The 22838-nt window shown below is 49.7% G+C and carries 16 protein-coding genes; 15 read left to right on the top strand and 1 reads right to left on the bottom strand.

The genetic code is table 11. From position 1 onward, the window contains the following. Window positions 1–16: 16 nt before the first annotated feature. From C0638_RS02720 to C0638_RS02645, 15 genes are all read left to right on the top strand, one after another. Window positions 17–3274, top strand: coding sequence for a glycoside hydrolase family 32 protein (locus tag C0638_RS02720; RefSeq protein WP_058711140.1), 3258 nt, complete (start codon window positions 17–19; stop codon window positions 3272–3274). A 275-nt stretch (window positions 3275–3549) separates the two neighbouring features. Next, entirely contained in the window at window positions 3550–5067 is a 1518-nt protein-coding gene (gene nifB, locus C0638_RS02715; RefSeq protein WP_058711141.1) for a nitrogenase cofactor biosynthesis protein NifB, read from the top strand. 6 nt (window positions 5068–5073) lie between these two features. Next, a complete protein-coding gene (gene nifH, locus C0638_RS02710; protein WP_058711142.1) occupies window positions 5074–5940 on the top strand; it encodes a nitrogenase iron protein in 867 nt (288 codons plus the stop codon). Window positions 5941–6026: 86 nt separating this feature from the next. Continuing rightward, window positions 6027–7475: a nitrogenase molybdenum-iron protein alpha chain gene (gene nifD, locus C0638_RS02705; protein ID WP_058711143.1), complete on the top strand. Its 1449-nt coding sequence runs from the start codon at window positions 6027–6029 to the stop codon at window positions 7473–7475. Then, window positions 7472–9001 carry a nitrogenase molybdenum-iron protein subunit beta gene (gene nifK / locus C0638_RS02700; RefSeq protein ID WP_058711144.1) on the top strand — a complete coding sequence of 510 codons (1530 nt, stop codon included), beginning with the start codon at window positions 7472–7474 and terminating at the stop codon, window positions 8999–9001. The genes nifD and nifK overlap by 4 nt, the downstream gene beginning before the upstream one ends. A 79-nt stretch (window positions 9002–9080) precedes the next feature. Continuing rightward, a complete protein-coding gene (nifE, locus tag C0638_RS02695; protein ID WP_058711145.1) occupies window positions 9081–10442 on the top strand; it encodes a nitrogenase iron-molybdenum cofactor biosynthesis protein NifE in 1362 nt (453 codons plus the stop codon). Then, entirely contained in the window at window positions 10432–11739 is a 1308-nt protein-coding gene (nifN, locus tag C0638_RS02690; RefSeq protein ID WP_040101997.1) for a nitrogenase iron-molybdenum cofactor biosynthesis protein NifN, read from the top strand. Before nifE ends, nifN begins: the two co-directional genes overlap by 11 nt. Further along, window positions 11736–12125 (top strand): NifB/NifX family molybdenum-iron cluster-binding protein, encoded by a 390-nt coding sequence (locus tag C0638_RS02685; protein WP_025676200.1) that lies wholly within the window; start codon window positions 11736–11738, stop codon window positions 12123–12125. Before nifN ends, C0638_RS02685 begins: the two co-directional genes overlap by 4 nt. Window positions 12126–12216: 91 nt before the next feature. Further along, window positions 12217–12981, top strand: coding sequence for a HesA/MoeB/ThiF family protein (locus tag C0638_RS02680; protein ID WP_040103771.1), 765 nt, complete (start codon window positions 12217–12219; stop codon window positions 12979–12981). Next, window positions 12959–14095 (top strand): homocitrate synthase/isopropylmalate synthase family protein, encoded by a 1137-nt coding sequence (locus tag C0638_RS02675; protein ID WP_040101996.1) that lies wholly within the window; start codon window positions 12959–12961, stop codon window positions 14093–14095. Before C0638_RS02680 ends, C0638_RS02675 begins: the two co-directional genes overlap by 23 nt. A gap of 209 nt (window positions 14096–14304) precedes the next feature. Beyond that, window positions 14305–16041 (top strand): ABC transporter ATP-binding protein, encoded by a 1737-nt coding sequence (locus C0638_RS02670; protein ID WP_082689638.1) that lies wholly within the window; start codon window positions 14305–14307, stop codon window positions 16039–16041. Then, window positions 16022–17860, top strand: coding sequence for an ABC transporter ATP-binding protein (locus C0638_RS02665; protein ID WP_102163328.1), 1839 nt, complete (start codon window positions 16022–16024; stop codon window positions 17858–17860). Before C0638_RS02670 ends, C0638_RS02665 begins: the two co-directional genes overlap by 20 nt. 353 nt (window positions 17861–18213) lie before the next feature. Continuing rightward, window positions 18214–19413, top strand: a complete 1200-nt coding sequence (locus C0638_RS02655; RefSeq protein WP_102163327.1) for an MFS transporter — start codon at window positions 18214–18216, stop codon at window positions 19411–19413. Then, window positions 19406–20050 carry a TetR/AcrR family transcriptional regulator gene (locus tag C0638_RS02650; protein ID WP_013369673.1) on the top strand — a complete coding sequence of 215 codons (645 nt, stop codon included), beginning with the start codon at window positions 19406–19408 and terminating at the stop codon, window positions 20048–20050. The genes C0638_RS02655 and C0638_RS02650 overlap by 8 nt, the downstream gene beginning before the upstream one ends. Window positions 20051–20196: 146 nt before the next feature. Then, window positions 20197–21108 (top strand): helix-turn-helix domain-containing protein, encoded by a 912-nt coding sequence (locus C0638_RS02645; RefSeq protein WP_102163326.1) that lies wholly within the window; start codon window positions 20197–20199, stop codon window positions 21106–21108. Between the two features lie 108 nt (window positions 21109–21216). Here the strand turns inward: C0638_RS02645 and C0638_RS02640 are convergent, their stop codons facing one another. Next, window positions 21217–22617: a sugar porter family MFS transporter gene (locus tag C0638_RS02640; RefSeq protein ID WP_013369675.1), complete on the bottom strand. Its 1401-nt coding sequence runs from the start codon at window positions 22615–22617 to the stop codon at window positions 21217–21219. Window positions 22618–22838 lie beyond the last annotated feature (221 nt).

Below are 22838 nucleotides of genomic sequence, written 5' to 3'. Positions count from 1 at the left end.
AGGTAGGAAATTGGCGATGAGGATAAAGCTCACAAACACGCGAACGAACCTGACGGACTGGCAGATTAAAGGACAGGGACATATTGAAGATAACGTTCAGGGACTTTTACTAAGATCGGAGCCACATGAAAATGTGATGGCTATGTCTGCAACCATGTCTGAGGATTTTACTTTTGAAGCAGATGTAATGGTCACAGACCTACAGGCGGATGCTGCCCTAGTATTTCGTTCCAGTAGGGATGGATGGTTTTCCTATATGCTTCAAATTGTGCCGTCCGCCGGGTTGGTGCGGCTACGGGATGCTGCTGGAGATATCGAAAGGCTCAAAGAGGAACGGCCAATAGAATTACAAAAAGGAGGTATTTATCATCTCAAGGTGAAGGTGGAAGGTCCTCATCTTAAAGTGTACTGGGATGAAGGCTATCACCCGATTATAGATGTGGTCGATACGACGTATGCATCAGGATATTTGGGACTGAATGTCTGGAATGGGTCGGCATTATTTCAGAACATTCAAGTCAGTGATATGGATACGAATGTAGGTGAACTGCTTTTAATCCGTGGGAAATGGCAACCGGACCTAAAAGGGCAAAAAGCTGAGGGAACAAGTACTGGAGGTGCGCTCAAAATATACGGTACCGCAACTGCCGACCTGGTCATGGAAGGCAGTGTGACGCTGAATCCTTCTCAACCAGGAATGGAAGCGGGACTATTTTTCAGAGGGAATCAGAAGGGAACAGAGGGTTATGTTGCTTCTGTGCAAGGTGAGGATCATCAGGTTCGGGTACATCTGAAAAAGGCGAACGGAACGTTGGTTGCAAGCTCGGCGATGACGTATCTGGATACATCGGGCAGTAAACACAGTTTGGAAATCATCGCACATGGAGAGCGGATTCGCGTGTTTGTAGATGGCTACATGCCTGCGGCGATTGACATCGTGGATGACAGTTATTCCAGTGGTTTTATAGGTATAAAGGCAACTGGGGGAACGACTTATTTTCAGGATCTCTACCTTACCCCTGTCTCGAATTACTATACAGAAAAATATCGTCCGCAGTATCATTATTCTCCTGCCAGAGGTTCAGCCAGTGATCCGAACGGATTGGTTTATTTTGAGGGGGAATATCACCTGTTCCATCAGGATGGTGGACAGTGGGCACATGCGGTCAGTCTGGATTTGCTGGATTGGAAAAGGCTTCCCTTGGCATTAAAGTGGAATGATTTGGGCCATATCTGGTCCGGCTCGGCTGTAGCTGATCTCACCAATACTTCCGGCTTGTTCAGCGACTATGGCGGGAAAGGGCTGGTTGCTTATTACACCTCCTATAATCCCGATCAGCCCAGGGGAAACCAGAGAATTGGCCTTGCTTACAGCACAGACCGGGGACGGACATGGCAATACTCAGAAGACCGTTCGATTGTAATAGAGAATCCGGGCCAAAGTGAAAACGATCCTGGCAACTGGGATTTTCGTGATCCGAAAGTAGTATGGGATGAAGCGCATCAGCGCTGGATTATGGTCGTGTCGGGAGGTGACCATATCCGTTTCTTTACCTCCGCCAATTTATTAGATTGGAGCTGGACGGATAACTTTGGCTACGGTGATTATATACGGGGTGGGGTATGGGAGTGCCCTGATTTATTCCCGCTTCCGGTAGACAAAGGCAACACCTCTAAATGGGTGCTGATGATTAGCACTGGAGCCAGCACGAACACTCAAGGCTCGGATGCGGAATATTTTATCGGTGAACTGACGTCTGATGGAAAATTTCAAAATGATCTTCCGCCGGGGAAGGTGCTGAAAACCGATTGGGGCAAGGAATTCTATGCCTCGATGTCCTTCACCAATGTACCCGGCGGGCGGCGTATCATGCTGGCATGGATGACGAATTGGGACTACCCGTTCAGCTTTCCGACTTCGTCCTGGAAGGGGCAGTTCAGCATCGCGAGAGAGTTATCGCTAAAAACGACCCGTGAAGGTATCCGCTTGATACAGCATCCGATATCCGAACTGACTTCGCTGCGTTCCCATTTATTTTCACTAGACCATGAGAGTATCACGGAATCTTCTCCGAATATACTGGAAGGCTTGAATGCGGGGGCCTATGAGATTGAAGCGGAGTTCGAATTCCCTTCCGTTGGGATGGCATCGACTTTTGGATTTTACGTACGGGAAGGCGGTGAGCAAAGAACGGCAGTCGGCTATAAAACAGATGTACAACAGATGTTTGTAAACCGTGCTGATTCAGGGTTTGCCGATTTCTCTCCCCTGTTTTCAACGTTTCATGAAGCATCGCTGGCACCCGTCGGGAATCGGATTCAAATGCGTATATTTGTGGACGAATCCTCAGTTGAGGTGTTTGGTAATCATGGGGAAGTCGTATTTTCTGATCTCATTTTTCCAGATTCGGCGCGTAGAGGGATGAGCTTCTATACCCAAGGTGGTGAAGTAAAAGTTGTTTCTCTTCGAGTGTATGCGCTACGCAATAGCTGGAGGGTTACAGAGGCTTCACCCATCAGACTGATGATGGATTACACTCAGCTGGAGCTTGCGGAAGGACAGTCCAAACGTCTGTATGCGAGTGTGGAGGACCATTCCGGGAGAAAAGGACATTTGCTGAATTGGGAATCCAGCAATCCCGCAGTCGTCAAGGTGATCGTGTCAAATGAGGGCTTTGCGACCGTGGAGGCACTTTTCCCTGGAGAAGCTGTTGTTACAGCCTCCATCCCGGGAGATACGGTAAGAGCAAGTACCTCTGTTACCGTACACGGCGGGATGTTTTATACCAACCTTTCAGGTTGGAAGCCGGATGTCTCTGCATCCCGCTGGATGGTGACGGCAGATGGTATGCGCGGAAGCTATATCAGCGATGCGAATTATATGGCTTCTGAACAGGCGAAAGATTTTACGTATGAGGCTGATATGAAGCTGCATGGAAATGGGAGTGCTGGTTCCATGATTTTCCGTGCCAACGCGGACGGGTCGAGTGGCTATTATTTGAATTTGGATCCGAACATGAAATCCATTCGCCTTTTTTATAAAAAAGAAGGGCGATTCGAGGAACAACAGGTGCTGACCAAGGTTCCAAGATTTGTACTTCCGGGAGTAACCTATCATATCAAAATCCAAGCAAAAGGATTACGCCTTCGTATAGAGATAGACGATGAACAGGTAATCGACTTGGAAGATGGTACGTTTGCCGCAGGGCATTTTGGCATTAATGTATTTGGAGGGCAAGCTTTTTACCAAAATGTAAGGGTCGAAAAAGTCTGATATGAATTTCGTATTTTTGAAAGAGAGCTGTATTTTACGAGCTCTCTTTTTTGCGTCTTGATGTTATTGAGAATATGGAGTGTAACCGTAAACATGTTAAGTATATGATATATTATCTAACTTTAAATTTGACACATATGTGAATTGAGGGTGAATGTCAGAGATTTCATGAGGGAGCGAATTGACTAGATTTGTCTCTGCCTCTAACATGTAATTATATTCCAGACAAAACAGAGAATTGTGTAAGGGAATATAACGTAGAGAGGAGGGAATGAATGGACTCTTTAGCTGATCTATCGGAGACCCCCTTAGCATTGGAAACCCTCAGAAGACATCCCTGTTATAACGAAGAGGCACATCGCTATTTTGCGCGCATTCATCTTCCAGTAGCCCCGGCATGCAATATTCAGTGCCATTATTGCAATCGCAAATTCGATTGCGTCAATGAAAGTCGTCCCGGCGTTGTTAGTGAACTGCTCACGCCGGAGCAGGCGGCGAGCAAGACCTATGGCGTAGCGGCACAACTGATGCAACTGTCCGTTGTCGGCATTGCGGGACCTGGAGATCCGCTGGCCAATGCGGAGGCGACCTTCGATACCTTCCGCCGGGTCCGTGAGACAGTTAAGGATGTCATATTCTGTCTCAGCACGAATGGCCTTACCTTGATCAGGCATGTCGACAGGATTGTAGAGCTGGGCATTTCGCATGTCACGGTCACGATCAATGCTGTAGATCCAGTGGTGGGGAGCCGTATTTATGGATGGATCTATGATGAAGGAAAACGCTATACAGGAGAGGAGGCTGCACGGCTCTTGATTGACCGCCAGCTGGCAGGCTTGAAGATGCTGGCTTCGAGAGGCGTATTGTGCAAGGTGAACTCGGTGCTCATTCCCGAAGTCAATGATGCCCATCTACCGGAGGTAGCCAGGGTGGTCAAGGAGCATGGGGCGGTGCTGCACAACATTATGCCGCTCATCATCGCACCCGGTAGCCGGTATGAGCAGGAAGGAATGCGGGCCCCAAGTCCCCGTCTGGTCCGGCAGTTGCAGGAGCAATGTGCTGAAGTGGGAGCTGTCATTATGCGCCATTGTCGTCAGTGCAGGGCGGATGCGATTGGACTGTTGGGCGAGGATCGCAATCAGGATTTTACATGGGATAACATAGCGGCTGCTCCTCTCATGGATGAAGGGGCGAGGGCACAATTTCAGAAAGAACTGGATGAGAAGGTGAGAGTGAGAATGGAGCGCAAGGAGGGACAATCACACCACAAACAACCGTCAACCGGGGCTGGAAGTAGTTGCCCGTTATCGGGAGATAAGCCTGAAGCGAGCTTCACCTCAAAGCCAGTCCTGATCGCTGTGGTCAGTCGTGGTGGAGGGAAGGTGAATCAGCATTTCGGTCGTGCCAAGGAATTTATGATCTATGAAAGCGACGGGGGCATCGTAAATTTCATAGGCATTCGTAAGGTACAATCCTATTGCCACGGAAAAGCCGATTGCAATGGGGACAAGGCCGAGACGATGAAGGAGATCCTTTCTATGGTGCATGACTGTGCATTACTGCTATCGTCCGGCATAGGCGAAGCTCCTAAAGAGACATTGCAGGAAGCTGGCGTGCTACCTATTGTATGCGGCGGAGATATTGAGGAATCCGTTCTGGAATATGTAAAATTTTTGCGTTATATGTATCCTGTGCAGAGCAATAAGGGAAGTAAGCGGAATAAGGGAAGTAAGCACAATAAGGGAGTTAAAGGCAATCATTCTGATTTACCCATTGAACATTTTGGAGGCTGAGAAAATATGAGACAAATTGCGTTTTACGGTAAAGGCGGTATCGGCAAGTCGACAACCTCGCAGAATACACTGGCTCAGCTCGCAACCAAATTCAAACAAAAAATTATGATCGTAGGCTGTGATCCCAAGGCAGACTCCACCCGTCTTATTCTGAATACGAAGGCTCAACAAACTGTACTTCATCTGGCAGCTGAAATGGGTACGGTAGAGGACCTGGAACTGGGGGACGTTGTCCAGAAGGGTTTTGGTGACATTCTGAACGTGGAATGTGGTGGGCCAGAGCCTGGTGTCGGCTGTGCAGGGCGCGGCATCATCACGGCCATTAATTTTCTGGAGGAAGAGGGGGCCTACGAAGGGCTGGATTTTGTGTCCTACGATGTACTGGGGGACGTCGTGTGCGGGGGCTTCGCCATGCCGATCCGGGAGAAGAAGGCGCAGGAAATCTACATCGTATGCTCAGGAGAAATGATGGCTATGTACGCTGCCAACAATATTGCACGCGGGATATTGAAGTACGCCAACAGCGGCGGCGTGCGTTTGGGCGGTTTAATATGCAACAGCCGGAATACGGACCGGGAAGCGGAACTGATTACGGAGCTTGCGAGAAGGCTGAACACGCAGATGATCCACTTTTTGCCGCGAGACAATGTGGTGCAACACGCAGAGCTGCGCCGTATGACCGTTACCCAATACAACCCGGACCATAAGCAAGCTGCGGAGTATGAAGAGCTGGCAGGTAAAATTTTAAATAATGACATGCTAACGGTTCCCACTCCCATTTCCATGGAAGAGTTGGAGGAGCTATTGATGGAATTCGGCATTATTGAGGATGAAGAAACCGCAATTAACAAAGCTGAGGCGTCCGGGCAGTAGGCTCCAGCTAGAAGGCTTAATGACGGAACCATCGTGTGATGATGGGGGAGTTGAATGCGAGCTCGCAGGAGGGAGGAATAGGCCAAATGAGCAGTATTGTGGATAAGGGGAAGCAGATCGTAGAGGAGATACTGGAGGTATATCCCAAGAAGGCCAAGAAGGATCGGACCAAGCATTTTGAAATCGCGGATGAGGAGCTTGTGAACTGCGGAACCTGTTCCATTAAGTCCAACATGAAATCACGGCCCGGCGTCATGACAGCAAGGGGGTGTGCTTATGCAGGCTCCAAGGGGGTGGTATGGGGCCCGATTAAAGACGTGGTACACATTAGCCATGGTCCCATCGGCTGCGGGCAATACAGTTGGGGTACCCGACGCAATTATGCGAATGGAATATTGGGAATCGATAATTTTACCGCCATGCAGATTACAAGCAATTTTCAGGAAAAGGATATCGTGTTCGGCGGAGATAAGAAGCTGGAGGTGATCTGCAGGGAAATTAAGGAGATGTTCCCGCTGGCTAAGGGTATCACCGTGCAGTCTGAATGTCCAGTCGGACTGATTGGTGATGATATCGGGGCCGTGGCCAAGAAGATGACAGAGGAACTGGGCGTTCCGGTCATTCCTGTACGCTGTGAGGGCTTTCGCGGGGTGAGTCAGTCTCTGGGCCATCACATTGCCAATGATGCTATCCGCGATTTCCTGATGGGGCGCCGCGAACTGAAGGAATGCGGGCCTTATGACGTCTCCATTATCGGGGACTACAATATCGGTGGTGATGCCTGGGCCTCACGCATTTTGCTGGAGGAAATGGGACTGCGGGTCATAGCGCAGTGGTCGGGTGATGGTACGATCAATGAGCTGGGGATTGCGCATAAATCTAAGCTCAACCTGATCCATTGTTATCGTTCCATGAATTATATGTGCACAACGATGGAACAGGAATACGGAATTCCCTGGATGGAATATAACTTCTTCGGTCCGACCAAGACGATAGAGAGCCTAAGAGCGATTGCTGCCCGCTTTGACGAGACGATTCAGAAAAAATGTGAGCAGGTCATCGCCCAATATATGCCGCAGATGGAGGCAGTCATCCGTAAATACCGACCACGTTTGGAGGGCAAAAAGGTGATGCTTCTGATTGGCGGGTTGCGGGCAAGGCATACCATCGGTGCCTATGAGGATCTGGGGATGGAAATTGTGGCTACAGGCTATGAGTTTGCCCATAAGGATGATTACGCAAAGACGGTTCCCGATGTAAAGGAAGGCACTATTCTGTACGATGATCCAACGGCATATGAGCTGGAGGAATTGGCCCAGCGACTGAATATTGACTTAATGGGCGCCGGAGTCAAGGAGAAATACGTGTATCAAAAAATGGGCATTCCCTTCCGTCAAATGCACTCCTGGGATTACAGCGGGCCTTATCATGGTTTTGATGGCTTTAAGATTTTTGCACGTGATATGGATATGACCCTAAACAGTCCAGTATGGAGCCTGCTGCCGTCCCGGCAGACTGCGGAGGTGTCGGTATGAGCGAGCGTCTGAATATTGTCGATCACAATCAGTTGTTTCGGCAGGATAAATATGTGCGCCAGCGTGAGGAGAAACGGGCCTTCGAGGACCCATGCTCGCCAGAGGAGGTTACCGCCACCCTGGAGTATACCAAGACCAAGGAATACAAGGATAAGAATTTCGCTCGTACAGCCGTAGTCGTGAATCCGGCCAAGGCTTGTCAGCCGCTGGGAGCGGTTATGGCTGCACTCGGCTTCGAAAAAACGCTCCCGTTCATTCATGGCTCGCAGGGCTGTACAGCTTATTTCCGTAGCCATCTTTCCCGTCACTTTAAAGAGCCTGTTCCTGCCGTCTCCACTTCAATGACCGAGGATGCCGCCGTATTCGGCGGCATGCGCAACCTCATTGACGGTATAGAGAACTGTATTGCCTTGTATCAGCCGGAAATGATTGCGGTATGTACGACCTGTATGGCAGAGGTAATCGGGGATGATCTATCTGCCTTCCTGGCTAATGCCCGTCAGGAGGGAGTCCTTCCCGAAGCTATGCCAGTCCCTTTTGCCAATACCCCCAGCTTTTCCGGTTCACATATTACAGGCTATGACGCCATGCTGCGCTCTGTACTGGAGACGCTGTATAACAAGTCAGGCCGGACGCCACAGCCTGGTCATGAATTGAAGCTGAATGTACTGCTCGGGTTTGACGGGTATACGGGCAATTTTGCGGAAATGCGGCGCATGCTGGGGATGTTCGACGTTACGTATACTATTCTGGGTGACCACAGCAGTAATTTTGATTCAGGGGCCACGGGAGAGTACAGCTACTATTACGGGGGAACGCCGCTTGCGGATGTGCCCGAGGCCGCAGATGCTGCCGGGACGTTGGCGATCCAGCAGTACTCTCTTCGTAAAACATTAGGCTACATGAAACGAACCTGGGGGCAGCAGGTGTCTTCCATCTCCACGCCGCTGGGCATTCGCGCTACAGATCGTTTGCTTGAAGAGATCAGTCGGCTGTCCGGAAAAGAAATTCCAGAGGCATTGAAGCAGGAGCGCGCCCGAATGGTGGATGCCATGATGGATTCGCATACCTATCTGCACGGCAAACGAGTGGCTATGGCAGGAGACCCGGATATGCTCATCGGCCTGATTGGCTTTTGTCTGGAGCTAGGCATGGAGCCGGTGCATATTGTTTGCTCCAATGGAGATCGGAAATTTGAGAAGGAGGCAGAGCTTCTGCTGAAGTCCAGCCCTTACGGTGCAGAAGCCACGGTTCATGTCGGTCAGGATTTGTGGCATATGCGTTCATTGCTGTTCCAGGACCCGGTGGACTTGGCTATTGGCAGCTCCCATCTGAAGTTCGCTGCAAAAGATGCGAAAATTCCTTTGCTTCGTGTGGGCTTTCCGATCTTCGACAGGCATCATCTGCATCGTTATCCGATTATCGGCTATCAGGGTGCGCTGAATCTGCTTACCCAATTCGTGAATACCGTACTGGATGTCATGGAAGAGCAGGCTCCGGATCATAGCTTTGATCTGGTGCGCTAATTGCAGTCCCATGTAGATGGAAGTTGACAGCTTGCCTTGTGATTTCAATGGATTCTATTTGAAATAAGGGGGTGTGCAGATGGAACCGGCTGTGTCTAACGGAAGGCTAGAGGTATCCTGCGGCAACAAAATTCCCAAAAGCATGCCCTGTCCCCGGCCTGTGCCGGGGGAGGCCTCGGGTGGCTGCTCCTTTGACGGGGCTCAGATTACCCTGATCCCCATTGCAGATGCGGCTCATCTGGTGCACGGACCAATTGCCTGTCTCGGCAATAGCTGGGAGAGCAGAGGCAGCTTGTCTAGCGGACCGGAACTGTCGGCGTATGGCTTCACTACTGATCTTGGAGAACAGGACATCATTTTTGGTGGTGAGCGGAAGCTGCATGAATCGATTCGCTACATTGTCAGCCGTTTTGCCCCTCCCGCTGTGTTTGTCTATACAACCTGTGTCACAGCCCTCACCGGTGAAGATATCGAGGGAGTCTGCAAGGCCGAATCGGAGCGGCTGGGGACGCCGATCATTCCGGTGAACAGTCCCGGATTCGTGGGTAGCAAGAATCTCGGGACCCGGCTGGCGGGAGATGTGCTGTTCCAGCAAATTATCGGCAGTACCGAGCCGGAGCAGACAACTCCCCATGATATCAATCTCATCGGGGAGTACAATATTGCGGGTGAGATGTGGCATATCGAGCGGCTGATGCAGCAAACGGGGATGAGTATCCTGTCCCGAATTACCGGGGATGGTCGGTTCCGTGAGGTGGGATGGGCGCATCGTGCCAAGGCCAATATGGTCGTATGCAGCCGGGCTTTGCTGGGTCTGGCAGTCCAAATGGAGCGTAAATACGGCATTCCTTATTTTGAAGGTTCATTTTATGGAGCAAAAGAGACGAGCTATTCCTTACGGCAGATGGCTTACCTGACCGGAGATCGTGATGTGGAGCGACGGGTGGATAAGCTGGCCGCACGGGAGGAAATGAGGCTATCGCTGGAGCTGAGGCCCTATCGCAAGCAGCTGAAAGGAAAACGGGCAGTGCTCTATACCGGGGGGGTAAAGAGCTGGTCTGTCATTACGGCTTTGCAGGAGCTGGGCATAAAGGTGGTTGGTGTAGGAACCAATAAAAGCACTGCCGAAGATGTATCCCGGATTGCTGATCGTATCGGAGATGATGCGGAATACATCCCGGAAGGCGGCGCCCGGCAGATTCTCAAGACCGTCCGGAGTCGCAAGGCAGACATGGTCATTGCCGGGGGCCGGAACATGTATATGGCGCTCAAGGAACAGATTCCTTTTGTGGACATCAATCAGGAGCGGCACAAGGCCTATGCGGGCTATGACGGGCTGTTATCTCTGGCGAAACAGCTTGTGCATACGCTGCAGCATCCGGTATGGGAGCTGGCCGCCAAATTGGCTCCATGGGAGGAGGAGACGGAATTTGCCGATTAAATCTGTCATGAAGCCTGTCAGTGTCAACCCACTCAAGGTAGGACAGCCTTTGGGTGGCGTGCTGGCTCTTCAGGGGATGTATCGCTCGATGCCTTTGCTGCACAGCGCTCAGGGCTGCTCGGCCTTCTCCAAGGCGCTGCTGACTCGCCATTTTCGAGAGCCGATTGCCATTCAGACCTCTGCACTGCAAGAGATGGACGTTATATTTGATGCAGACCGAAATCTGGAGGAGGCACTGGATCATATCTGGTCCAAGCACCACCCAGATGTCATCGGCGTTATCAGCACAGCTCTCACCGAGGTGGCAGGCGTTGATTTTCAGTCCAGGGTAAAGGCATTCAAGCGAGAACGAGCATTGAAGGACAGTCTGCTGTTTTCTGTTTCGCTGCCTGATTTTCACGGCTCTTTGGAGACGGGCTACAGTAGTACAGTAGAGTCGCTATTGGATGCCGTACTCGGGTTGGCCGGAGGCAAGTTTCCCAAAAAACAGCGCCGGACGCAGGTCAATCTGTTGCCGGCTTCTTATCTGACTGCTGGAGATGTCATGGAAATCAAAGATATTATTGCTTCCTTCGGCCTGGAGGTTATTACACTTCCCGATATCTCCACTTCCTTGTCCGGTCACCTGCTGACAGGCTTTTCTCCTTTGACGAGGGGGGGGACTCCGCTGGATTCAGCCTGCCAGATGCTGGAGTCTTCCTGCACTATTGCCATTGGCGCGAGCATGGAACGTCCGGCACGCAGGCTGGATCATGCCGCAGGCATTCCCTACCACTTGTTTCCTGGTCTGTCTGGCTTGACCGCGAGCGATGCGTTCATACATTTTCTGCAGAAAATCAGCCGCGAGCCAGCCCCCGTTCGATTCCGCTGGCAGCGTGAAAATCTGTTGGATAGCATGCTGGATGCTCATTTCTATTATTCCGGCGCTTCGGCTGTAGTAGCGCTAGAACCGGATCATCTGCTGTCGACCGCTGCCTGGTTGGAGGAGATGGGAGTGGAACTGAAGCGGCTAATTACACCCTGCAGCACACCCGCACTGCAAAAGACAGAACGGGAAGTTTGGATTGGTGATATGGATGATGCAGAGGAGCACGCGCAGGGTGTCGATTTGTGGATCAGTAATTCACATGGAAGAAAGGGAGCGGCACGAGCCGGGGCTTCATTTGTACCGGCAGGCTTGCCGGTGTATGACGAGCTAGGCGCCCACACATCCGTCAGCGTCGGATACCGTGGAACTATGGAATGGGTAAACAAGGTGGGCAATGTATTGCTTGCTGAGAGGGGGAGAGGAGGATGAAGGTTGCATTTGCGACGGAAGACGGTGTGCTTGTGAATGCTCATTTTGGGCAGAGTCCCATGTTCACTGTATTCGAAATCCGGCACTCAGGCGTTCAGTTTCTGGAGCATCGGCGGATAGCCCTGGGGAGCGATGAGAATGAGGCGGGCAAGATCGCCAGCCGAATTGGCCTGATCGAGGATTGTGCCTTGATCTTCCTGGTACAAATTGGCGCTTCGGCCGCCGCACAGGTTACCAAACGGACAATTATGCCTGTGAAGGTGGCCTTCGGTAGCACCATTGAGGAGCAGGTCCAGCGTCTCCAGAATATGTTGGCTCGTAATCCGCCCATGTGGCTTGCCAAAATCCTGCATGCTGAGGAGGGCAGCGGCAAAGTCGAATCATGACATGTTGTAAGGAAGAGCAACCATATATGATGTCAAGATCCTGCGGACCGAATATCTTCAGGGCGGGACCGCACATGATGGGGGTGGACGAATGGTACAGCTGCTGGAAGACAGTAGATACGGACGCCAGTTGAAGCTACTGGGAGTAGAGGGTCAGAACAGGCTAAAGCAGGCTACTGTTATGGTTGCAGGCATCGGAGGATTGGGAGGGACAGCGGCGATGTACCTGACCGCTGCTGGAGTCGGAAAGCTGATATTGGCCCATGAGGGCGTAATCCATCTGCCCGATATGAATCGGCAGGTGCTGATGGACAGCGGACGAATCGGGGAGGAACGGATGGAGACGGCATTGCAGCACTTGCACCGTATCAATCCGGAGACACAGCTTGAGGGCCACGCCCATAGAATCACGGAAGAATCCTCTGGACCATGGGTAGAAGCAGCGGATATCGTGATTGACGCGCGGTATGACTTTCCAGAAAGATATGCGCTCAACAGACTATGTGTTCGACATGGCAGACCGATGATAGAAGCGGCCATGTACGCCTATGAAGTATCATTGATGACCATTGATCCCGGTAGGACAGCATGTCTGGAATGTCTCTATCCGGAAGGCGGACAACCTTGGGAGCCTCTGGGATTCCCGGTCCTGGGGGCCACCTCCGGTTTGATTGGCTGTATGGCTGCACTGGAAGTGGTCAAATGGATTACAAAAGCGGGCAATCTGTTCACTGACCGCATGTACCGTATGAATGTGCTGGATATGAGTAGCTACACCGTAGCGGTCAAACGCAACACGCGTTGTCCGTGCTGCGGAACAGGAGGGGATACAGATGAGTCGGTTGCATATTTGTGATACGACACTTCGTGACGGGGAGCAGGCTCCGGGCGTTGCCTTTTCGGCTGAAGAGAAAACTGAAATTGCCATCATGCTGGACTCGGCGGGGGTGGAGCAGGCTGAGATCGGAATTCCGGCAATGGGAGAGGCGGAGTGCAGGTCTATTGCCAGGATTGCTGCTCTCGGACTCCAGATGAAGCTAATGACCTGGAATCGCGCGGTGTTCACTGATATTGATGCAGCTGAATCGACAGGTGTCGGCTGGGCCCATATTTCGGTTCCTGTGTCGACAGTGCAGATGAAGGCCAAGCTGGGTATGAATCCCGAGCAGGTGACGGAACTGATCCGCAAGTCTGTTGATTACGGTCAGTGTAAAGGATTGACTGTTTCTGTAGGCTTTGAGGATGCTTCAAGGGCAGATGACCTGTTCCTTGAGCAGTTGGCAAATCAGCTTTACAGGGATGGTATCCGACGCTTAAGATATGCCGACACGCTGTCCGTTCACCATCCCGATGCCATAGCGGCCCGCATAGGCAGACTTGTTTCGCGTGTGCCGCAGGATATGGAGCTTGAGATCCACTGTCATAATGATTATGGCCTGGCGCTAGCCAATACTCTGGCAGCTTTGCAGGCGGGAGCTGTCTGGGCCAGTACCACGGTGTCGGGACTTGGGGAAAGAGCGGGTAATACAGCGCTGGAGGAGGTAGTGATGTCGTGGAGGGACCTATATCAACGAACCTGCAGTGTTCGTCCCGAACTGCTGAACCCGCTGGCTGCACTGGTGTCCAAAGCCTCTAACCGAACCATTCCTGAAGGCAAGCCAATTGTGGGAGACATGATATTCGCCCATGAATCCGGCATACATATCAACGGTCTGCTAAAGGAGCGCGCCGCCTATCAGGCCCTTGATCCGTCTGAGCTAGGCACCGACCATTCGTTCGTACTCGGCAAACATTCGGGCAGAAGTGCAGTTCAATATATGCTGGAGCAGGAAGGAATTGAAGCAGGTTCTGGTGAAATCAACTTCCTGCTGGAGCGGCTTCGCCTAGTCGGTGAAGACCCCAAGCGGGTCATCCGCAGCACGGACTTAAAGCACTGGCTGCAGTATTATCCAGCAGAGCTGCCAAAATAACCGAAAAGGCGTTCCCGTCCGGTAAGTGTGACCGTGACTGGAACGCTTTCTTGTATGTTTTTTTAATTCCTGCAACTGGAGTCTCCAATTTGCTGGTTAAACGAAGTCGTTCAGAAGGGTATAATAAAATATAATGGTTTCGACTCATACAACCATAAGACGCTGATCTGGAAGGACGGATATAGGCAATTGGAGGAATGTTTGTGGGGATGATGTTCTCTTTTCTAAAAAAATATCGGGTTCCAGCCATCGCGGCGCTCGTGATGATGTTGCTGGAATTGACGGTAGAGTTATCGCAGCCGTATTTGATCTCCAAAATCATAGATGAGGGCATTCGGCAGCAGGATTTGCCTGTCGTCTGGTTATGGGGCGGTGTACTGGTGGGCAGTGCCGTTATCGCTTTTATGGCAGGGATATCGAGCTCCTTTTTTGCTTCGCATGCAAGTCAGGGTTTTGGCTATGATGTGCGGGAAAAGCTGTATCAAAAGGTGCAATCCTTTTCTTATCCGGTATTCAAACGGTTTGCTACTTCGTCGCTGATTACGCGCCTGACGGGAGATGTCACGCAAGTACAAGATACGGTGTTTATGAGCTTGCGATTTATGACACGGGTTCCGCTGGTGGTCATCGGCAGTATTGTGATGGCCTTGATTGTACATTTTAGGCTTGGGCTGCTACTGGCGGTTATGGCCCCGGTGCTGTTCGTATTTGTGCTGGTGACGATGCGGAGGACTGTCACTTTGTTTAAGGGTGTCCAGCGGCGCTTGGATGATGTTAATGGAGTAATTCAGGAGAATCTGACAGGCATACGGCTTATCCGGGTTTTTGTGCGAATGCGGCATGAAATTGAACGCTTTGCCCATTATGGAAGCGAATTGATGAAAGGGACAGTGTCCGCTTTACGCTGGACAGAAACGACGATGCCGTTCATTTTGTTTACGATGAATGCAGGGATCATTGCAGTACTTTGGTTTGGGCGCGGTCAAATTTCCACTGGAGATGCCAGTGTAGGACAGGTGGTGGCAGTCGTCAATTATTCTCTGCGGACGATTGGAGCTTTGTCTGCCTTGTCCGGTATCGTTGTGGTATTTTCCCGGGCTACTGCATCCACAGGACGGATTCGAGAGGTTTTGGAAACACCTAATGAAGAGGGGCGAGAGCTGGAGGCTGTTCCAACACAGAACACACGAATGGAGGGACAGGTGGAAATGGATCGGGTGAGCTTTCATTATCCGGGCAGTGATTTGGCTGTATTAAAGGATATATCCTTTAAGGCACGACCGGGTGAGCGAATCGCTATTATGGGAGCTACTGGTTCGGGCAAATCCTCACTTGTACAGTTGATTACACGTCTGTATGAAGAAGATGAAGGTCATGTGCGCTTTGACGGAAAGGACGCTCGTGAATTGGATGGTTCCATACTACGTGAGGCGATTGGCTATGTCCCTCAAGAGGTACTGCTATTCACCGGCTCGATTCGGGATAATATTGCGTGGGGGCTGGAGCATGCGAGTCTGGAGCAGATTCAGGAAGCCGCGCGCATGGCGCAAATCCATCATATGATTGAACGCTTGCCACAAGGCTATGACACCATGCTCGGACAGCGTGGCGTTAATCTGTCTGGCGGACAGAAGCAGCGGCTTTCGATTGCCCGCGCACTGGTGCGCCAGCCGGCAGTGCTGATTCTGGACGATAGCACAAGTGCGCTGGATGCGGGGACGGAAACAGCATTGCTGAATGCACTTGATGGCCTGTCCTGCACGACATTTCTCATCACGCAGAAGATCAGCTCAACTGCATCCGCAGATCAGATTTTACTGCTGGATGAGGGGCGTCTGATCGCAAGTGGAAGTCATAAGCATCTCATGGATAGCTCGGATCTGTACCGGCGTATCTATGAATCACAATACGGAAAGGAGGAGTCGCATGTTCAAGGAACTCATTGAACCGTTCCGTCAGTCTACACCAGAATCCGGTGTGTTGCGAAATCCGGCAGGTGCTGAGGGACGAAACAAGGCCAAAGCGAAGAACTGGTCTGGCACGGTAGGGCGAATATGGGCTTATCTGGCCCGTCGCAAGGCCAAGCTAATGCTGGTACTGTTCATGGTGTTGCTCAGCTCCGGGCTGTCGCTGCTGGGACCATATTTGGTTGGCGTAGCGGTGGATGATTTTCTCGAAGGTCCGGGTGGACGCACGTGGATTTATTTTCTCATAGGTTTAGGGGCTGTATATTTACTGAACTCGCTGACCTCCTGGCTGCAAAATATCTGGATGATTGAGATTGCCCAAGAGACGGTATACCGCATGCGTTTCGATCTGTTTTCACATTTGCATCGACTCCCCATTCCTTTCTACGGCAAACGTCAGCAGGGAGAAATTATGAGTCGTCTGACCAATGATATCGAAAATGTCAGTTCTACGCTGAACAGCTCGGCCATTCAGATTTTTTCAAGCATATTGACGCTCATCGGTACACTCACAGTGATGCTGTGGTTAAGCCCGTTGATGACTCTGCTAACCTTTATCGTGGTGCCGTTAATGGCAGCCGGGATGCGCTGGATTACACGCCGCACCGGGCCTTTATATAAGGAACGACAGAAGAACTTGGGCGAACTGAACGGATACATCGAAGAAACGCTGTCCGGTCAGCAGATTATTAAGGCATTTTCACAGGAGAAGAGGGTTATTCGTGATTTTCGTGAGCGTAATGACCGTATTCGGCTGTCAGGTTTCTGGGCACAAACGATTTCAGGCTTTATCCCTAAGCTGATGAACGGACTGAATAATCTCAGCTTTGCTATTGTAGCAGGGATCGGTGGCATTTTGGCCATTCGCGGCTCGATTACGATAGGAACGATTATCGTCTTTGTAGAATATGCTCGCCAGTTCACTAGGCCGCTGAACGATTTGGCTAACCAGTGGAATACACTGTTGTCTGCCATTGCCGGCGCTGAGCGCGTATTTGAAATATTGGACGAAGATGAAGAGTCCAAGGATGAACGTGGCGCAGTAAAGCTGAAGCATGTAGAGGGAGCTGTGCGGTTTACGGATGTTTCCTTTGGTTATGATGAGGGCAGCGCTACGCTAGAAGCGATCTCTTTTGAAGCTAAACCTGGTGAGATGATCGCGCTGGTCGGCCCGACCGGAGCAGGAAAAACGACACTGATCCAGCTTCTTTCCAGGTTCTATAGCCCAGACAAGGGAACGATTACACTGGACGGGCGTGACATTACGACCATAGAGCGTGAAAGCTTGCGCTCCCGTATGGCGTTTGTGCTACAGGACACCTTCCTGTTTCAAGGGACCATTCGTGAAAATATCCGCTTCGGCAGGCTGGATGCCACTGATGAGGAGGTTGAACAAGCATCGAAGCTGGCCAACGCCCACTCTTTTATCATGCGGATGAAGGACGGGTACGACAAGGTGCTGGAAGCGAACGGCAGCGGTATCAGCCAAGGTCAAAAGCAGCTGCTGGCGATTGCCCGTGCGATTTTGGCCAACCCTTCCATCCTGGTACTCGACGAGGCGACCAGCAGTATCGACACCATTACCGAGATGAAAATCCAGGAAGGACTGGAACGGCTCATGCAAGGCCGAACAAGTTTCGTTATTGCGCATCGGTTGAATACCATTCGTCAGGCTGACCGGATTTTGGTCTTAAAGGACGGCCATCTGGACGAGCAAGGCTCCCATGAGGAGTTGCTGGCTCACAAAGGCTTTTATAGTGATTTATATTATGGTCAGTTGAGAAAACAAAGCTCATAAGCTGGCTTGATCAACAGATTTACAGGCATATTTAGAAAGGACTACGCTGGAACTCCTTTTCTAAGTATGCCTTTTTTACAGCTACGTAACGTTAAATATACCCATACCCCGTAGATGTATGACGGGTTCACCCAAGAAAGCATCTGCTATATTGGTAGAACAAATAAGAGGTATGCTGCAAGAGTTTGCAAAACGGGAGCCTTATGTGTAAATCCAGCATAAAAAGGTCTCTTTACATATTAGCTTGGCTCAATTAGGTTATATATTTATTTACAATGGCCCCTAGTTCAACTAATATGGTTTACACATAGTAAAGGATTACATAGTGTAAATCGTTGGAGGGGGCTACAAACATGAGCAACTTACCTAAGTCTGCTAAATTTCCACTTTTCATTTTGATGCTGAATCTGTTTATTGCTTTATTGGGTCAAGGCATGGTAATTCCCATTTTGCCTGAATATCTGAAACAATTTAATGCGGCAGGAGCTGCTGCGGGGTATCTTATTGCCGCTTTTGGAGCAGCACAGTTTATTTTTTCACCTCTAGGTGGTCAGCTTTCGGATAGATACGGGCGAAAATCGATGATTATTATTGGTCTGTTTTTAACCGTCATTTCGGATTTGATGTTTGCGGTATCTACGACATTGCCCCTTCTATATATTGCCAAGTTTATTGGGGGGATGGGTATTGGATTAATGGTACCTTCCAATATGGCCTATGTCGCTGATATTACCACTCCTGAAACCCGCGCTAAAGGAATGGGGTACTTGGGTGCTTCCATGAATTTGGGGATGGTGCTTGGTCCGGGGCTAGGTGGTATGATCGCTGAGTTTGGTATAAGGGTGCCCTATTTTTTTGCTGGTGGACTTGGACTTGTAGCAACGCTGCTTAGCTTATATATGCCAGAGACACTGCCTAAGGAACAACGAAAATCCGTTGACCAATGGGTCCGACGGGAGCCCATTCGAAAGCAAATCCTGAATTCATTTCGGACGTCCTATTTTCGTTATCTTCTCCTCATATTGATCATGACATTAGGTTTGATGAATTACGAAACGGTGTATGCTCTTTTTGTGGAACGAAAATACGGTTTTGATGCCACTAAAATCTCAATGATCATTACGGTTGGTGCCATAATAGGCATCGTGGTGCAAGTATGGCTGCTTGATTATCTCATCAAGAGACTTGGCGAGATGAAGCTCATACGCCTCTCTTTGATCATGACAGCCATTGCTTTACTGTTCATGCTTATTAAGATCAATTTAGGTTATCTGCTGGTGGTATCGGCTCTGTTTTTTGCCTTTAATGCTTTCTTAAGGCCAACAGTAAGTACAATGATCGCCAACTCGGCTGGTGATCGTCAAGGATATGCCGCCGGACTGAATACGACGTATACCAGCCTAGGCAATATATTGGGACCTATTTTAGCAGGTTTATTGTTTGACAAACACATTCATATTCCTTATATTTTTGGTGCACTAATCCTTGCATCTGCCCTTTTCTTAACCTTTCAAAAATCAAAAAATGAGAAACGGATGGTTGCTAATGACTGAGAACTGGCACCAGAATTTGAAAAACAAAAATCGGGAAGAACTCATTGCGGCTGCGAAGGAACTTTTTATGAAGCAGAGCTTTCTCAAAGTTAATATTAAGGATGTATGCCATGTGGCTGGTGTAAGTCGGGTTACATTTTATAAGCACTTTCAGTCCATGAACGAACTGATTTTTGAGGTCCAAATGGAAATCCTTGAGAGTATGACCGAATTTGTTAGAAGAGCACCTTCAGCCGAAATGAATGGTAAGCAGATGCTTACTTCGATGCTTGATGCATGGATTGATTATGCTTGGCAACATCCAGATTACATCAAGTTTATTCTACTATTCGATCTACATTACGAAGCTTATGATTCAAATCAAGAACTCAAAGAACAGTACAAAAATTTTGTTAGCCGGGAAAAGGAACAACATTTCCTGATAGATGCTCTGGAAGCTGGAATCCAGGATGGATCATTAAAGTCGGATGCTGAACCCTTAAAGACTGCGCATTTTATCTTCACGTCTATGATGGGTTTACTCCAGAAAATGAGCCTAACTTCCAAGGAAGATTGGAATAGTGAATTTCAGGATGTACAAATTGCAAACCGATTTGTAGGGATGTTGGTTCAGTATTTAAGTCCAGAAAGTGATTAGGTAGGAGTCGCTCACCGTATTCCAAGGGATTTCAGTGTCCGATAAAGCGAAATAGAATAACACGGCTCAGTCTGTTAAACTGTGAAAATAGAACGGGTACATATACGTTGCCATATTAGCTTGATCTATTTCGCGGAGGTGCGGGGATGAACGGAAGTCTGTTTGAGCCAGGACTGCGGGACGGGGATTATATTCCCCGTTTTTTTGCTTACTATTACAAGCAATGGCGTGACTATACGATGTCTTACCACGATCATTATTCCACTGAAATTATGTATATGATCTCTGGTTTGTGCAGGGTAGATGTACAAACCGGAGAAGATACGGAAGAAAGCATTACGCTGCGCAAAGGCGAGTTTATTATGCTGGATGCAGGCATCCCACATCGATTGGTGGTGGAAGGTGAACAGCCGTGCCGGATGCTGAATGTAGAGTTTGGCTTTAAGGAAGGGGTGAGGGTAGGCCCATCTATCCAACAAATAGCAGCGGAGGAACAGGAGGTCACGGCCTTTATGTCGCGTCCATTCCCGTATCTGGTGCTATCGGACCCGGAAGAGGTATATTATGCGCTGAAAAGTCTCGTGCTGGAGCTGGATCAAAGAAAAGAACAGCCGGGTGCCATGGCAGAAATGCTTTTTATGCAATTGCTAGTACGAATTGCACGTCTGCGGGAAGAGGCAGAGCGCAGCAATACGCAGCAAACAGATGTGTACATCAAGCGATGCATTGAATTTCTCCATCTGAACTATGACCGGGATATTGCAGTCAAGGACATGGCCGCAGCCGTCAATCTGCATCCGGGGTATTTGCATCGAATTTTCAAAAAACATACGGGGCTAACGCTTACCGCGTATTTAACGATGTTGCGAATGGACAAGGCCCGTATGCTGCTTCAGCAAACGGACATTCCCATTCAAGAAATTGCCGATTATGTTGGCGTGGCCAGCAGACAGTATTTTCATATGTTGTTCAAAAAGCACACTGGTCAAACCCCTGTTGAATACCGCTCTGCTGTGGAGCGCGATGTGAGGAACTATGCGGAGGAGGGTGGGAGCTGATCATAAAAAACCTCTGAACCATTGCCGATTTAGGTCGGTATGGCTTCAGAGGTCGTATATTTTGAAGCATTATAACAAGTGCTGGGCTTCTTGAGAGCTAAAGTTGGATTATTTTCCGAGCCACATATTTTCCATTTGTTCAAGTGATCTCCCCTTGGTTTCGGGAACCTTGCGCCATATAAAGACTACGACGAACAACGAGATGGCTCCGAATATCCAAAAGGTATTGGAGGGACCTGCTGAACTTAGCAGGGGAGGGAATGCCTGGGAGACCAGATAATCACCGGCCCATAGTGCCATCGAAGCAATGGCGACAGCTTTGCCGCGAATGCGGTTCGGAAAGATCTCCGAGATCATGACCCATACGATTGGCCCAAGCGATATAGCGTAGGAGGCCACGTAGATCAATATCATGATCAGCACGAGCGGTCCGGTAGTTAAACCCATTTTGAATGCGGCTCCAATAATGACCAAGCAGAGGGTCATCAACGAGGTACCGATCATCAGCAGAACTTTTCGTCCCGCTTTGTCGATCAGCCATACGGATACGATGGTAAACAACACATTGATCAACCCGATCCAGATGGTCTGGGTCAAAGAAGCGTCCGTACCGAGCCCCATTCCTTTAAAGATAACCGGCGCATAATACAAAATGGCATTGATGCCGGTAATATGCTGCATAATGGCGAGCATAATACCGATAAAGAGAGCGACCCGAATACCGGGAGCGAACAATTGTTTTAATGAGTCGTTCTCATTTTTGAACGATTCCTTGATATCAAGTACTTCCTGTTTAGCGGCTTCTTCACCGTGAATTTTCAGCAGAATTGGCAGCGCTTCATAAGGCCGATTCTTTTTGATAAGCCATCTTGGGCTTTCGGGTATGAAGAGCATCAAGAGCATAAAGATTAGTCCGGGAACAGCCCCCACTCCGAACATCCAGCGCCAGGCGGTTGAGACACCCCAGGCTTCATCCCCCAAGCTGACGATCCACGAATTCTGAAAATAAACCAGGAAAATGCCCGTTACGATCGCCAGCTGATTTAAAGCAACCAAACGGCCTCGGTATTTGGCGGGAGCGATCTCTGCGTTATACACCGGACAAATGGTGGAAGTGATTCCTATGCCGACGCCGCCGATCATGCGAAAGATAACATACCCGGTGAACGAATCTTGAATCGCAGAGCAAATCGAGCCGACGACGAATAAAAATCCGGCAGCCAGCAGTACCTTTTTTCTGCCGATTCTTTCACTCATGTAGCCAGAGAGAGCCGCTCCTGTGATACTCCCTACAATCAGACTCGACACCGCCCAACCAACCTGAAATTCGCTCAGCGAAAAACGCTGCTGTAGGAATTCGACTGCCCCCGAAACAACCGCGATATCAAAACCGAACAGTATGCCTCCAAGCGCGGCTACGATGGATACCAGCGTCACAAACAGCATACTGGGTTTTTCTGATTGAAGCGCTTTCTGTTGAGCGCTTTCATTATGGATGATTACTCCCATATGATCATCTCCCCTCAGATTCCAGAACCTCATTCCGTTCTTCGAGGAGAAGTATAACATGCACCTGTAAAAGAAAGGTCGGTGATCGTCTTCAATAAACGGACCTTTTCATGCACGATTTTGACTTCGATTCCCGAATTCGAGATGAAGGGGCTAAACCTAGCATTACCTTGTCATTCGAGCTTAAAAAAATCCATGTCGATGGTCGACATGGATGAATC

Origin of the sequence: Paenibacillus sp. lzh-N1, assembly GCF_002872435.1 — a bacterium.
GTDB classification, from domain to species: Bacteria; Bacillota; Bacilli; order Paenibacillales; family Paenibacillaceae; genus Paenibacillus; species Paenibacillus polymyxa_C.
The sequence above is the reverse complement of the archived record's forward strand: the minus strand, read 5'-3'. Positions and strand labels throughout refer to the sequence as shown.